This window comes from Streptomyces cyslabdanicus (genome assembly GCF_052663305.1).
In genome coordinates this window covers 112,936-124,868 of sequence record NZ_JBQRUW010000016.1, presented here as the reverse complement: position 1 = coordinate 124,868, position 11,933 = coordinate 112,936, and the positions used below count along the sequence as shown (strand labels likewise).

Annotated in this window: 14 protein-coding genes and 1 pseudogene; 8 read left to right on the top strand and 7 right to left on the bottom strand. The window is 71.2% G+C overall.

The genetic code is table 11. The annotated features are described in order from the left end of the window. Positions 1 to 111: 111 nt before the first annotated feature. The 3 genes from ddaH to ACTYVM_RS10995 all read left to right on the top strand — a co-directional run bounded on the left by ddaH (position 112) and on the right by ACTYVM_RS10995 (position 2,648). The gene (gene ddaH, locus ACTYVM_RS11005) at positions 112 to 930 is read left to right on the top strand and encodes a dimethylargininase (RefSeq protein ID WP_400029356.1); all 819 of its coding nucleotides are present in this window, start codon (positions 112 to 114) and stop codon (positions 928 to 930) included. Beyond that, complete coding sequence (gene rocD / locus ACTYVM_RS11000; RefSeq protein ID WP_445525734.1) at positions 930 to 2,150, top strand: ornithine--oxo-acid transaminase; 1,221 nt, start codon at positions 930 to 932, stop codon at positions 2,148 to 2,150. The genes ddaH and rocD overlap by 1 nt, the downstream gene beginning before the upstream one ends. A gap of 186 nt (positions 2,151 to 2,336) precedes the next feature. After that, complete coding sequence (locus ACTYVM_RS10995; RefSeq protein ID WP_445525733.1) at positions 2,337 to 2,648, top strand: hypothetical protein; 312 nt, start codon at positions 2,337 to 2,339, stop codon at positions 2,646 to 2,648. Positions 2,649 to 2,715: 67 nt separating this feature from the next. Here the strand turns inward: ACTYVM_RS10995 and ACTYVM_RS10990 are convergent, their stop codons facing one another. From ACTYVM_RS10990 to ACTYVM_RS10980, 3 genes are all read right to left on the bottom strand, one after another. Then, on the bottom strand, positions 2,716 to 3,339 hold the full coding sequence (locus ACTYVM_RS10990) for a DedA family protein (protein ID WP_445525732.1): 624 nt from the start codon (positions 3,337 to 3,339) through the stop codon (positions 2,716 to 2,718). A gap of 290 nt (positions 3,340 to 3,629) precedes the next feature. Continuing rightward, on the bottom strand, positions 3,630 to 4,094 hold the full coding sequence (locus tag ACTYVM_RS10985; RefSeq protein WP_445525731.1) for an ArsI/CadI family heavy metal resistance metalloenzyme: 465 nt from the start codon (positions 4,092 to 4,094) through the stop codon (positions 3,630 to 3,632). Positions 4,095 to 4,116: 22 nt separating this feature from the next. Next, entirely contained in the window at positions 4,117 to 5,538 is a 1,422-nt protein-coding gene (locus ACTYVM_RS10980) for an NAD(P)-binding domain-containing protein (protein ID WP_445525730.1), read from the bottom strand. A 113-nt stretch (positions 5,539 to 5,651) separates the two neighbouring features. Between ACTYVM_RS10980 and ACTYVM_RS10975 the strand changes: the two genes are divergently transcribed. Both ACTYVM_RS10975 and ACTYVM_RS10970 read left to right on the top strand, forming a co-directional pair. Continuing rightward, positions 5,652 to 6,029, top strand: coding sequence for an ArsR/SmtB family transcription factor (locus ACTYVM_RS10975; RefSeq protein ID WP_445525729.1), 378 nt, complete (start codon positions 5,652 to 5,654; stop codon positions 6,027 to 6,029). Between the two features lie 29 nt (positions 6,030 to 6,058). After that, the gene (locus ACTYVM_RS10970) at positions 6,059 to 6,574 is read left to right on the top strand and encodes a GNAT family N-acetyltransferase (protein WP_445525728.1); all 516 of its coding nucleotides are present in this window, start codon (positions 6,059 to 6,061) and stop codon (positions 6,572 to 6,574) included. A gap of 218 nt (positions 6,575 to 6,792) precedes the next feature. Here the strand turns inward: ACTYVM_RS10970 and ACTYVM_RS10965 are convergent, their stop codons facing one another. The 3 genes from ACTYVM_RS10965 to ACTYVM_RS10955 are packed head-to-tail and all read right to left on the bottom strand — an operon-like array spanning position 6,793 to position 9,265. Beyond that, complete coding sequence (locus tag ACTYVM_RS10965) at positions 6,793 to 7,857, bottom strand: ArsO family NAD(P)H-dependent flavin-containing monooxygenase (protein WP_445525727.1); 1,065 nt, start codon at positions 7,855 to 7,857, stop codon at positions 6,793 to 6,795. Then, a complete protein-coding gene (gene arsB, locus ACTYVM_RS10960; RefSeq protein WP_445525726.1) occupies positions 7,854 to 8,954 on the bottom strand; it encodes an ACR3 family arsenite efflux transporter in 1,101 nt (366 codons plus the stop codon). Before arsB ends, ACTYVM_RS10965 begins: the two co-directional genes overlap by 4 nt. After that, a complete protein-coding gene (locus tag ACTYVM_RS10955) occupies positions 8,951 to 9,265 on the bottom strand; it encodes an ArsR/SmtB family transcription factor (RefSeq protein WP_445525725.1) in 315 nt (104 codons plus the stop codon). The genes arsB and ACTYVM_RS10955 overlap by 4 nt, the downstream gene beginning before the upstream one ends. Positions 9,266 to 9,357: 92 nt before the next feature. Between ACTYVM_RS10955 and ACTYVM_RS10950 the strand changes: the two genes are divergently transcribed. The 3 genes and pseudogenes from ACTYVM_RS10950 to ACTYVM_RS10940 all read left to right on the top strand — a co-directional run. After that, positions 9,358 to 9,771, top strand: coding sequence for an arsenate reductase ArsC (locus ACTYVM_RS10950; protein WP_445525724.1), 414 nt, complete (start codon positions 9,358 to 9,360; stop codon positions 9,769 to 9,771). Beyond that, positions 9,768 to 10,757, top strand: coding sequence for a thioredoxin-disulfide reductase (gene trxB / locus ACTYVM_RS10945; protein WP_445525723.1), 990 nt, complete (start codon positions 9,768 to 9,770; stop codon positions 10,755 to 10,757). The genes ACTYVM_RS10950 and trxB overlap by 4 nt, the downstream gene beginning before the upstream one ends. A 29-nt stretch (positions 10,758 to 10,786) precedes the next feature. After that, positions 10,787 to 10,939, top strand: a pseudogene (locus ACTYVM_RS10940) (thioredoxin family protein); the annotation flags it as partial. A gap of 64 nt (positions 10,940 to 11,003) precedes the next feature. Here ACTYVM_RS10940 and ACTYVM_RS10935 read toward each other — a convergent pair. Continuing rightward, positions 11,004 to 11,888 carry a helix-turn-helix transcriptional regulator gene (locus tag ACTYVM_RS10935; RefSeq protein WP_445525722.1) on the bottom strand — a complete coding sequence of 295 codons (885 nt, stop codon included), beginning with the start codon at positions 11,886 to 11,888 and terminating at the stop codon, positions 11,004 to 11,006. Between the last annotated feature and the right edge of the window lie 45 nt (positions 11,889 to 11,933).

The following is an 11,933-nucleotide window of genomic DNA, read 5'->3' as shown; positions in this document are numbered from 1 at the left end:
CACGCAGCATCGCTGCTCGTACGCGCAGCTTTTGTTTCTTGTCGTCCGTCTTCGCCACTTCCTACCTTTGTGCCAACCCTGTCGACACCCAGGAAGCGGAGGGACCCCTCTGTGCCCGAATCCCGTGTGCCGCGCCGGCGGCGCTTCCTCGTCTGCGAACCCAGACACTTCGCCGTGCAGTACGCGATCAATCCCTGGATGCGTCCCGACGTCCCCGTGGACGTGTCCCTGGCCCAGCGGCAGTGGCATGAGCTGATGCGCGTCTACCGCGCCCACGGCCACACCGTCGACACCGTGGAGCCCGTGCCCGGCCTGCCCGACATGGTCTTCGCCGCCAACGCGGCGGTGGTCGTGGACGGCCGTGTCCTCGGCTCCCTCTTCCACGCGCCCGAGCGCCGTCCGGAGTCCCTCCCCTACGACACATGGTTCAAGTCGGCCGGTTTCGACGTCTACCGTCCGGAGTCGGTGTGCGAGGGCGAGGGCGACTTCGTGCCGGCCGGCCGCTGGATCCTGGCCGGCACCGGCTTCCGCACCACCCCTGAGGCCCATCGCGAGGCGCAGGAGTTCCTCGGTGCGCCGGTGATCGGCCTGACCCTGGTGGACCCGTACTTCTACCACCTGGACACCGCGCTGTTCGTCCTCGACGACGAGGGCGAGGGGAACATCGCGTACTACCCGGACGCGTTCTCGCCGGGCAGCCGCGAGGTCCTCGCCCGGCTGTACCCGGACGCGCTGATCGCCACCCGTGAGGACGCCCTGTCCTTCGGCCTGAACTCCGTCTCGGACGGCCACCACGTCTTCGTCTCGCCCGGGGCCACGGCCCTGGCCGAACAACTCGCCGACCGCGGCTACGCCCCCGTCCCCGTCGACCTGTCCGAGTTCCACAAGGCCGGCGGGGGAATCAAGTGCTGCACCCAGGAGATCCGCTGATGACCGCACCCGCCCGTACCCGTACCTCCGCGGAGCTGATCGAGGCCGAGGAGCCGGTCCTCGCGCACAACTACCACCCGCTGCCCGTGGTCGTGGCCCGCGCCGAGGGCACCTGGGTGGAGGACGTCGAGGGGCGCCGCTACCTCGACATGCTGGCCGGCTACTCCGCCCTCAACTTCGGTCACCGCCACCCCGCGCTGACCGAGGCGGCCCACCGCCAGCTCGACCGGCTCACCCTGACCTCGCGGGCGTTCCACAACGACCGCCTCGCCGAGTTCGCCGAGCGGCTGGCGGCGCTGACGGGGCAGGACATGGTGCTGCCGATGAACACCGGCGCCGAGGCGGTCGAGAGCGCCGTCAAGGTCGCCCGCAAGTGGGCGTACGAGGTCAAGGGCGTCCCGGCCGACCGGGCGACGATCGTGGTCGCGGCGGACAACTTCCACGGCCGTACGACGACGATCGTCAGCTTCTCCACGGACGAGACGGCACGGTCCGGCTTCGGACCGTTCACGCCGGGCTTCAAGGTCGTCCCGTACAACGATCCGGCGGCCCTGGAGGCGGCGATCGACGAGACGACGGCGGCGGTGCTGATCGAGCCGATCCAGGGCGAGGCCGGCGTGCTCATCCCCGACGACGGCTACCTCGCCGCCGTGCGGGAGCTGACCCGCCGCGCGGGCTGCCTGTTCATCGCGGACGAGATCCAGTCGGGCCTCGGCCGCACCGGGCGCACGCTCGCCGTCGAGCACGAGGACGTCGTCCCCGACGTCCTGCTGCTGGGCAAGGCCCTCGGCGGCGGCATCGTGCCGGTGTCCGCGGTCGTCGGGTCCCGGGAGGTGCTCGGGGTGCTGCGGCCGGGCGAGCACGGGTCGACGTTCGGCGGCAACCCGCTGGCCGCGGCGGTCGGCACGGCGGTGATCGGGCTCCTGGAGACGGGCGAGTTCCAGCTCCGGGCGGCGGAGCTGGGCAAGGTACTGCACGAGGGGCTCGTCCAGTTGGTCGGCCGGGGTGTGGTCGGTTTCCGCTCACGGGGACTGTGGGCGGGCGTGGACGTGGATCCGGCGCTCGGCACCGGGCGGGAGATCGGCGAGCGCCTGATGCGGGAGGGTGTCCTGGTCAAGGACACCCACGGTTCCACGATCCGGCTGGCGCCGCCGCTGACCATCACCGAGGGCGAGCTGCGCGCGGCGCTCGCCTCCCTGGAGAAGGTGCTGGCCGCCTGACGCGGCCACCGGCGCCGGTCGCGGACCGCCTGGGAGGGCGCCCTCTCAGGCGGTCCGCTACGTCTCGGTCCGGGTTCCGCGGATCCGAGGGTCGGCCGGGAGTGGGCTTGCCCGGAGTGGGCTTGCGGGGGTGGGCTTGCCGAGGGTGGGCTGGGTACCCGCTTCGGTGAGTGACTCATTGAGGGGATGACTTCCATGCTGCTCATCGGCCTGCTCCTCCTCGCGGCTACGGCCGCCTTCACCGGCCTGGCCATCGCCGGCAACCTGTCCGGCGGCCCGCGGTACCCGGTCTCGGTGCTCGGCAACCACGTCGCCACCATGAACACGCTCGAGGCCTTCAGCGCCGGTCTCGCCCTCGCCCTGCTCTTCTGCCTGGGCGCGAGTCTCCTGGCCGGTGCCGCGACGCACCACCGGCACGCGCACCGGTCCCCGCGCCGCTACGGCGGCCGGCGGGACACCGGCACGCTGAACGAGCCCACGGGCCGGGACGGCCGCTGACCCGCACGGCCGGTTCCGATGGTGGGCGCGTGCGCGCCCGCGGGGAAGAGGTGTGCCCGCGGCGCCGTCAGTCCTCGCGTCGCCTGCGCCGCAGCAGGTGGCGCACGATCAGCGCGACGACGAGGACCCCCAGGGCGACGAGTACGTACACCTCGTAGCGGCGGACCTCGTCGTAGACGGTGCCGATGTGCGTGCCCGCGGCGTAGGCGAGGGACACCCACAGGCCGACCCACAGCGCCGCGCCGAGCGCGTTGAAGGCGAGGAAGCGGAGCCAGTGCATGCCCGTGGTGCCGGCGATGATGCCGTTGGCCTGGCGGAGCCCCTCGACGAACCGGGCCACCACGACGATCTTGCCGCCGTGCCGGCCGAAGAACCGCTCGGCCTTCGCGAACCGTTCCGGGGTCAGGAAGATGTACCGGCCCCAGCGGTGCACGAAGGCGCGTCCGCCGAAGTGGCCGACGAGGTAGCCGATGTTGTCACCGACGACAGCCGCGGCGAACGCGATCAGGGCCACGGCCACGACGTCGAGCTGCCCGGCCCCGGCGTACACCCCGGCCGCGATCAGGATCGTCTCGCCCGGCGCGGGGACGCCGAAGTCCTCCACGAAGACCACGCCCCCGACGGCCCAGTAGCCGTAGTGGCTGAGCAGCGGTGCCAGGTGCGCCAGCGGACCCGGAAGCGGAGGGGCCATGCGCACACCGTACGACGCCGGGCCGACGGTCACCGGCAGGCACGGCAACGCGCCGCCGCGTACGTGCCGGACCATCGCCCACACAGCCCGGGACGTTCGTGGTCCGCCCACCCGGGCGCGGGCACCCTCACCCGCTGGGGAGCCGGCGCACCTGGCCGACCTCCTGCGGGTCGTGGCAACGATGCTTCCGCTCACGATCTGCGTGGCGCAGAGCGCGGGCAGGGCGGCTCGGTGCCGCGACCGGTCCCCCGATCCGGTCGCGGCCCCGCTGTCGCGGGTGTCGAGGTCGGTCACGAGCCGCAGCAGCCGTCCGGGACGGCCAGTTCCCTCTTGTCCGCCTCGGCCGGGCCGACGCAGCAGGTGTTGTTCTGCTGCTTGGTCAGGGTGTCGGCGTCGTCCTTGACGACGTAGACCTCCCAGGGCTCCTGGCCGGGGCCGTGGACCCAGACCTTGTCCTGGAGGGCGTAGCAGCAGGTGGTGTCGTTCTCCACGTCGGTGGCCAGGCCGGCCTGGCTCAGGCGGGTGGTGGCGGCGTGGACTGCCTCGGCGCTCTCGACCTCGACGCCCAGGTGGTCCATGCGCGTCGCCTCACCTGCCGCGCCCTCGACCAGGACGAGCTTGAGAGGGGGCTCTGCGATGGCGAAGTTGGCGTAGCCGTCGCGGAGCTTGGCGGGCTCGGTGCCGAACAGTTTGCTGTAGAAGGCGACGGAGGCGTCCAGGTCGGGGACCCGGAGAGCGAGTTGTACGCGGGACATGACGGACCTCCTTGTATGGGGTTCAGCAGCCGCCGGAGGCAGCCGGGACGCCGATGCCGATCTGGAGAGTGGCCGGGGCGCCGCAGCAGCCGCCGTCCTCGCTGCCTTGCGCGGCGTCGGGGGCGTCGAACAGACCCGCGCCTCCACAGACGCCCGTCTCGGGCAGGGTGAGTTCGACGCGGTCGGCGGAGTCGAGGTCGCCGGCGATCGCGGCGGCGACGGAGCGGACCTGCTCGTAGCCGGTCATCGCGAGGAAGGTCGGGGCGCGGCCGTAGGACTTCATGCCGACCAGGTAGACGCCCTGTTCGGGGTGGGACAGCTCGCGGTGGCCGTGCGGGTAGACAGTGCCGCAGGAGTGCTGGTTGGGGTCGATCAGCGGCGCCAGTTCCACCGGCGCCTGGAGACGCCCGTCGAGGCCGAGGCGGAGCTCGTCCAGGAAGGACAGGTCGGGCCGGAAGCCGGTCAGCACGATCACCTCGTCGACCGCATCAAGGCGGCGCCCGTCCTCACCGACCAGGACGAGGCGGCCGTCACTGTCGCGTTCGATCGCCTCGGTGCGGAAGCCGGTGACCGCGTCGGCGTAGCCGTCGTCGACGGCGGCCTTCGCGGCGAGACCGAGGGCGCCGCGGGCGGGCAGCTGGTCGGCTTCTCCGCCGCCGAAGGTGGAACCGGAGATACCCCGGCGCAGGACCCACACCGCCTTCGTGCCGGCGCCGTCGTCGGACTTGGCCAGGTCGGCAAGGTAGGCGAGCGCGGTGAACCCGGAGGCGCCGGAGCCGATCACAGCGGTGCGCTTGCCCGAGTACCGGGCGCGCACGGCCGGGTCCCTCAGGTCGGGGACGCGGTAGGTGATGCGGTCGGCGGCGGCCTTCTCGCCGAGCGCGGGCAGTCCGCTGCCGCCCGCCGGGGACGGTGTGGTCCAGGTGCCGGAGGCGTCGATGACCGCGTGGGCGAACAGCCGCTCCTCGCGACCGTCGGCGTAGGCGACGTGCACGACGAAGGGCTGGGCTTCGCGGTCGGCGTCGACGACCCGGTCGCGGCCGGCCCGGGAGACGCCGGTGACGGTGGCGCCCAGGCGTACGCGGTCGCCGAGGACGTCGGCGAGCGGCTGCAGGTACTGCTCGGCCCAGTCCCCGCCCGAGGGGTAGGTCGCCGCGTCCGGCTTGGTCCAGCCGGTCGGCGCGAGCAGCTTCTCCGCCGCGGGGTCGGTGAGCTCCCCCCAGGTGGAGAACAGACGCACGTGCGCCCACTCGCGCACTGCGGCTCCGGCGGCCAGACCGGCCTCCAGGACCAGGGACTCGATGCCCCGGTCGACCAGGTGGGCGGCGGCGGCCAGACCGGCGGGTCCGGCCCCGATCACGACGACGGGCAGCTCGGTGGTGGCGGGCTTCACGGCGACTCCTTGCTTGTTTCGACATCTATCGATGGTCTGCGCGGCCAGCATGGCACCTGCTTCGACAAGCGTCAACATAGACATACGTCGAATCCAGGGGGCGTGGTCATAGGCGCGCTCGTGACCGCCCTCCCATCTGGTTCGACATGTGTCAACATAGATGCATGTCGAATGCCAAGGTGCTGCCGCTGCTCGAACCCGCCGACGGCCAGGGCGTGGTGCCGTGCTGCCCGCCGCTGACCGAGCGCCCGATGACCGCTGACGAGGCCGAGAGGGCCGCGCGGATGTTCAAGGCGCTCGGCGACCCGGTGCGACTGCGGTTGTTCTCCGCCGTGGCCTCTCACGAGGACGGCGAGGCGTGCGTGTGCGACATCTCCGACGTCGGCGTCTCCCAGCCGACCGTCTCCCACCACCTGAAGAAGCTCAAGGAGGCCGGGCTGCTCACCTCCGAGCGGCGCGGCACCTGGGTCTACTACCGCGTGGAGCCGTCCGTGCTGGCCGCCATGGGCAAGCTGCTGACCACCGCCACCACAGCGGCCTGACAGCCGCACGGCAACGGGAGGACTGCACCATGTCCGTGGGCGCCGGTTCGTCCAGCGCGGCGATCGTGCCACTGACCGCTGAGCACGCCGAGCAGGTCCTGACGATCTACCAGGCCGGTATCGACGAAGGCGACGCCACCTTCGAGACGACCGCCCCCAGCCGGGAGGCGTTCGACGCGGGGAAGCTGCCCGAGCACCGCTTCGCCGCGCGGGGCGAAGACGGAGTCGTGCTCGGCTGGGTCGCCGCGACCAAGGTCTCCGACCGCCGCGCCTACGCCGGCGTCGTCGAGCACTCCGTCTACGTCCACCCCGCCGCCCGGGGCCGCGGCGTCGCCTCGGCCCTGCTCAAGGCGCTGATCGACTCCACCGAGCAGGCCGGGATCTGGACCATCCAGTCCGGGATCTTCCCGGAGAACACCGCGAGCCTCGCCGTTCACCAGCGGGCCGGGTTCCGCGTCATCGGCACGCGGGAGCGGATCGCACGCCACCACGGCCTGTGGCGCGACGTCGTCCTCCTCGAGCGCCGCAGCCCCGGCATCGACTGACCCGCCTCTGCTCGGCCCATCCGGCGGATTCAGGTCCGGGCCCCGGCTCCCACTCAGCCCTTTCACGAAGTCCTCGAAGAAGGGATCCCACCGAACGGGGTAGTGCATTCCGTGGTCGAGGTCGGCTTCGGCCTCGCGGGCAGGACGCCGAAGCCCTGAGCGTCGCCGAGCAGACCTTCGGCCCGCTCCTCGCCCGGCCCGGGCGCCGGTGGGCGGCGTCAGCTGCTCAGCAGCTGCGCGATGTCCCGAGCGGCGTCACGTGCGGGGCGGCCCACACCGATCAGGGTGGCGGAGGCAGGGCCGGTCCAGTCGCCGTACCCGAGAAGGTGCAGGCGCGGCTCCGCGACGGCCCGTGTGCCGGCGGTGGGAATGCGGCCGCGCGGCCCGCGCAGACCCAGTGGGGCAAGGTGGGCAAGGGCAGGCCGGAAGCCGGTACACCAGACGATCGCCGCCGCCTCGGCGTGGCTGCCGTCGGCCCACTGGACGCCGGTGGCGGTGAACCGGGCGAACATCGGCTTCGCGTCGAGGAGTCCGGCGTCTCGGGCGGCGCGGACCGGGGGTACGGCGACGATGTCGCCGAGCGAAGCGACGCCGCCGGTGTCGCTTCGGCCTGCGTCGAGAGCCTGGCGGCGGGCGGTGGCGACGTCGAACAGGACGCGGCCGTCGACGGTGTCGGCCAGGAACCGGGGCGGACGCTGGGTCGCCCACGTCACGCCGACGCGCCCGTCCAGGGCGAGGTCGGCGGCGATCTGGGCGCCGGAGTTCCCGCCGCCGACCACGATGACGTTCTGCCCGGCGAAGTCGGCCGGAGAGCGGTAGTTCACGGTGTGCAGCTGCCGTCCGGTGAAGACGCCGCGGCCGGGGACGGCGGGGAGGAAGGGCCGTGACCAGGTGCCGGTCGCACTGATGACCGCCTTCGCCCGCCAGGTGCCGGAGTCCGCCTCGGCCAGGAGCCGGTCGCCGTCAAGGCGTACGGCGTCCACCAGGGTTCCGTGCACCACGGGCAGGTCGTAACGCTTCTCGTAGTCGGTGAGGTACTCCACCACGTGCCCGGCGTCCGGGTAGGTTTCGCCTGCCTGGGCGGGCATGAGCCGGCCGGGCAGCGAGGAGTGCTCCGCCGGGGAGAACAGGTGCAGGGAGTCCCACATGTGCTGCCAGGCTCCGCCCGGCGCCGCTTTGGCGTCCAGGATGACGAAGTCCACTTTCCGGCGGCGTAGGTGGTAGCCGGCGGCGAGCCCCGCCTGGCCGCCGCCGACCACCACCACATCCGCGTGCTGCGTCATGAACCCAGCTGCGCCGAGGCGAACTTCCGACGCCAGGCCAGGGAGACGTACACCAGGGCCACGAGGACCGGTACCTCGATAAGCGGGCCGACGACGCCGGACAGGGCCTGGCCGGAGGTGACGCCGAAGGTGGCGATGGCGACCGCGATGGCCAGCTCGAAGTTGTTGCCCGCCGCCGTGAAGGCCAGCGTCGCGGTGCGGTCGTAGGCCAGACCGATGACCTTGCCGAGGGCGAAGGTGCCGAACCACATCACCGCGAAGTAGACCAGCAGCGGAAGCGCGATACGGGCCACGTCCAGCGGCTGCGAGGTGATCGTCTTCCCCTGCAGGGCGAAGAGGATGACGATCGTGAACAGCAGCCCGTACAGCGCCCACGGGCCGATCTTCGGCAGGAAGCCCGTCTCGTACTTCTCGCGGCCGAGTTTCTTCTCGCCGATGCGGCGGGTGAGGAATCCGGCGAGCAGCGGAACACCGAGGAAGATGACCACGTTCAGTGCGATCTTCCACATGGAGATGTCGAGGTGCTGGCCGTCGCCCAGGCCGAGCCAGCCGGGCAGCAGGTCGAGGTAGAACCAGCCGAGCAGGCCGAACGCGAGGACCTGGAAGACGGAGTTCAGCGCGACCAGGACGGCGGCTGCCTCGCGGTCGCCGCAGGCGAGGTCGTTCCAGATGATGACCATGGCGATGCAGCGGGCCAGGCCGACGATGATCAGGCCGGTGCGGTACTCGGGCAGGTCCGGCAGGAAGATCCAGGCCAGGGCGAACATGACCGCCGGGCCGACCAGCCAGTTGATGACCAGCGACGAGACCATGAGCTTCTTGTCGCCGGTGACGGCGTCGAGCCTGTCGTAGCGGACCTTGGCCAGGACCGGGTACATCATGATCAGCAGGCCGATGGCGATCGGCAGGGAGATCCCGCCGATCTCCACCTTCGCCAGGGCGTCGTTCAGGCCGGGGATGGCCCTGCCCAGGCCGAGGCCGACGGCCATCGCGGCCAGGATCCACACGGCGAGGAAGCGGTCGAGCGTCGACAGTCTCGCGACGACCGAGGAATCCTCGGAATCCTCGGCCGTCGCGGGTGCTTCGGTGCGGGTCACGGACAGGCTCGCTTTCGGTTGGTGTCGATGGTCTTGCGCGCCGTGTCGGCCAGCTCGCCGAGCATGGCGGCGAGGGCGTCCAGCACCTCGGGGCGGAGCTTGTAGTAGGTGAAGCGGCCGCAGGGCTCGGTCTCCACCACCTCCGCCTCGCGCAGCACCTTCAGATGGTTGGAGACATTCGTCTGCCGCGCGCCCGTCTCCGCAACGAGGTGGCTGGCGCACAGGGTCTCGTGGGCGAGCAGGGTCACGATCTGAAGCCTGAGCGGGTCGGCGAGGACCCGCATCAGATCAGTGTTGGCTGACGTCATCATGGACTGATACTCTCACATCAGTGGCGAGTGATGCCACCGGGTGCTGATATCAATCGGGCCTGATGCCGTCGTGAGACAAGAGAGATCCCCTGATGTCCGACAAGCCCTCCGTGCTGTTCGTCTGTATCCACAACGCCGGCCGCTCCCAGATGGCCGCCGCGTGGCTGACCCACCTGGCCGGGGACCGCGTCGAGGTGCGCTCCGCCGGCTCCAACCCCGGTGACCAGGTCAACCCGGCCGCCGTCGAGGCCATGCGCGAGGTCGGTATCGACATCTCCGCCGAGGTTCCGAAGATCCTCACCGTGGACGCGGTGAAGGAGTCCGACGTGTGCATCACCATGGGTTGCGGCGACACCTGCCCGGTCTTCCCCGGCAAGCGGTACCTGGACTGGAAGCTGGAGGACCCGGCGGGCCAGGGCGTCGAGGCCGTGCGCCCGATCCGCGACGAGATCAAGGTGCTGGTCGAGGGCCTGATCAAGGAGATGGTGCGGGAGCCCCAGGCATGAGCACGGCGACGGCCATCCGCAACGTCATCGTCATCGGCTCGGGCCCCGCCGGCTACACCGCCGCGCTCTACACCGCCCGCGCCAACCTCCAGCCCCTCGTGTTCGGCGGCGCGATCCTCGTCGGCGGCTCGCTGACGACCACGACCGAGGTGGAGAACTTCCCCGGCTTCCCCGACGGCGTCCAGGGCCCCGAGTTCATGGAGAACATGCGGGCCCAGGCCGAGAAGTTCGGCGCCGAAATGGTCGACGACGACATCACCGCCGTCGACCTGACCGGCGACGTCAAGACGGTCACCGACACGGCCGGAACCGTTCACCGCGCCAAGACCGTGATCGTCGCCACCGGGTCCGGCTACCGCAAGCTCGGCCTGCCCAGGGAGGACGAGCTGTCCGGGCGGGGCGTGTCCTGGTGCGCCACCTGTGACGGCTTCTTCTTCCGCGACCGCGACATCGTGGTCGTCGGCGGCGGCGACACCGCGATGGAGGAAGCCACCTTCCTCACCCGGTTCGCCAAGTCAGTGACGATCGTCCACCGCCGCTCCACGTTGCGCGCCTCCCAGGTCATGCAGAACCGGGCCTTCGCCGACGACAGGATCTCCTTCGCCTTCGACAGCGAGATCGCCGAACTCCACGAGGAGAACGGCATGCTGTCCGGCCTGACGCTGCGCGATGTCTTCACCGGCGCCACCCGCCCCCTGGCCGCGACGGGGCTGTTCATCGCGATCGGCCACGACCCGCGCACCGAACTGTTCAAGGGCCAGCTGGAACTCGATTCCGAGGGCTACCTGAAGGTCGAATCGCCGTCGACCCGTACGAACATCCCGGGCGTCTTCGGTGCGGGCGACGTCGTCGACCACACCTACCGCCAGGCCATCACCGCAGCCGGCTCCGGCTGCGCGGCGGCCCTGGACGCCGAACGGTATCTGGCGGCCCTTGCCGATGCCGAGAAGACCACCGAGCCGGACAGGACCACGGTCACGGTCTGACAGCCACACCCGCAACAACCGGAGGCCCCATGGCCCTCGAGAGCGTCACCGACGACTCCTTCGACCAGGACGTCCTGAGCAGCGACAAGCCCGTACTCGTCGACTTCTGGGCGGCCTGGTGCGGCCCGTGCCGCCGGCTCGCCCCCTCCCTGGAGGCGATCGCCGCCGAGCACGGGGACAAGCGCGACCTGGCTGACCCCATCGGCTGACCACCAGGCGGACTGGGATGCAGCTTCCAGGCAGTGATCAGCTCGCTGGGGAGGTTTCTGCGGAGTCGGCGTCCTGGGTGGCAGCCCACGTCGCGAGGAGGCGCAGGGCTTCTTCAGAGGGAGAGCCGGGTTCGGCGGTGTAGATGGTGAGGGTGAGGCCGGGTTCGGCGGCCATCTCCAGCCCTTCGTAGGCGAGGGTGACGTCACCGACCACGTGGTGGTGGAAGCGTTTGGTGCCGGTGCCGTGGTGGCGGACGTTGTGGGCGCCCCAGCGGGTGCGGAAGTCGTCGCTGCGGGTGGACAGTTCACCGACGAGATCGTGGAGGTCCTTGTCGTGGGGGTTGCGGCCGGCTTCGGTGCGCAGGATCGACACGGCGACGTCGGCGGCCTGGTCCCAGTCGGGGTAGAAGCGGCGCGAGGCGGGGTCGAGGAAGTTGAAGCGGGCCAGGTTCGCCTGGTTGTGGGGTGCGGCGTAGACGTCGTCGTAGAAGGCGCGGGCGAGCCGGTTGGCGGCCAGCACGTCCATGCGGCCGTTGCGGACGAAGGCCGGGCCGGCGGTGATGGCGTCCAGGACCCATTGCAGGCTGCGGTGGGCCTTCCATTGGGCAGGGCGTCGTCGGGGACGGGTGAGGGCGTCGGAGCCGTCGGCCGCGTGGGCGAGGTTGAGCAGGTGGGCGCGTTCGGCGTCGTCCATCCGGAGGGCGCGGGCGAGGGCTTCCAGGACGGCCGGGGAGGCGCCGGCGAGGTTGCCGCGTTCCAGTTTGGAGTAGTACTCCACGCTCATGTCGGCCAGTGAGGCGACCTCGCTGCGGCGCAGGCCGGGTACCCGGCGGCGGCTGCCGGTGGGCAGGCCCGCCTGCTCGGGGGTGATCTTGGCTCGTCGCGAGGTGAGGAACTCGCGGACCTCTGCTTGGTTGTCCACGCCTTCGACGGTACGTCCCGTACGCGGGCTCAGGGATGTACTGGC